Origin of the sequence: Corynebacterium sp. MSK071, from assembly GCF_030232125.1 — a bacterium.
GTDB classification, from domain to species: Bacteria; Actinomycetota; Actinomycetes; order Mycobacteriales; family Mycobacteriaceae; genus Corynebacterium; species Corynebacterium kefirresidentii.
On the sequence record NZ_JASPJA010000025.1, the window covers coordinates 3,548 to 5,095 of the forward strand.

Here is a 1,548-nt window from a genome sequence, read left to right on the forward strand (position 1 = left end):
AATAATAAAGCTCCTTAGAAAGGAGGTGATCCACCCGCACCTTCCGGTACGGGTACCTTGTTACGACTTCGTCCCAATCGCCGATCCCACCTTCGACGGCTCCCTAACAAGTTTGGGCCACCGGCTTCGGGTGTTACCAACTTTCATGACGTGACGGGCGGTGTGTACAAGGCCCGGGAACGTATTCACCGCAGCGTTGCTGATCTGCGATTACTAGCGACTCCGACTTCATGGGGTCGAGTTGCAGACCCCAATCCGAACTAAGGCCGGCTTTCAGCGATTCGCTCCACCTCACAGTGTCGCTGCGCGTTGTACCGACCATTGTAGCATGTGTGAAGCCCTGGACATAAGGGGCATGATGATTTGACGTCATCCCCACCTTCCTCCGAGTTGACCCCGGCAGTCTCTCATGAGTCCCCAACCAAATGCTGGCAACATAAGACAAGGGTTGCGCTCGTTGCGGGACTTAACCCAACATCTCACGACACGAGCTGACGACAACCATGCACCACCTGTACACCAGCCACAAAGGGAAAGACTATCTCTAGCCCGATCCGGTGTATGTCAAGCCCAGGTAAGGTTCTTCGCGTTGCATCGAATTAATCCACATGCTCCGCCGCTTGTGCGGGCCCCCGTCAATTCCTTTGAGTTTTAGCCTTGCGGCCGTACTCCCCAGGCGGGGCGCTTAATGCGTTAGCTACGGCACGAAAGTCGTGAAAAGACCCTCACACCTAGCGCCCACCGTTTACGGCATGGACTACCAGGGTATCTAATCCTGTTCGCTACCCATGCTTTCGCTCCTCAGCGTCAGTAACTGCCCAGTAACCTGCCTTCGCCATCGGTGTTCCTCCTGATATCTGCGCATTTCACCGCTACACCAGGAATTCCAGTTACCCCTACAGTACTCAAGTTATGCCCGTATCGCCTGCACGCCCGGAGTTAAGCCCCGGAATTTCACAGACGACGCGACAAACCACCTACGAGCCCTTTACGCCCAGTAATTCCGGACAACGCTCGCACCCTACGTATTACCGCGGCTGCTGGCACGTAGTTAGCCGGTGCTTCTTATCTAGGTACCGTCACAAAAAGCTTCGTCCCTAGCGAAAGGAGTTTACAACCCGAAGGCCGTCATCCCCCACGCGGCGTCGCTGCATCAGGCTTGCGCCCATTGTGCAATATTCCCCACTGCTGCCTCCCGTAGGAGTCTGGGCCGTATCTCAGTCCCAATGTGGCCGTCCACCCTCTCAGGCCGGCTACCCGTCGCCGCCTTGGTAGGCCATTACCCCACCAACAAGCTGATAGGCCGCGAGCTCATCCTACACCGAAAAAACTTTCCAACCATCACACTAAAAATGGCTCCTATCCGGTATTAGACCCAGTTTCCCAGGCTTATCCCGAAGTGCAGGGCAGATCACCCACGTGTTACTCACCCGTTCGCCACTCGAGTACCCTGCAAGCAGGGCCTTTCCGTTCGACTTGCATGTGTTAAGCACGCCGCCAGCGTTCGTCCTGAGCCAGGATCAAACTCTCCACAAAAAAATTTCAGAA

At 55.6% G+C, this 1,548-nt stretch carries 1 rRNA gene; it reads right to left on the minus strand.

Features of this window, described 5'->3' with window-relative positions:
* Window positions 1–18 precede the first annotated feature (18 nt).
* Window positions 19–1,536: ribosomal RNA gene (locus QP990_RS11935) — 16S ribosomal RNA — on the minus strand.
* Between the last annotated feature and the right edge of the window lie 12 nt (window positions 1,537–1,548).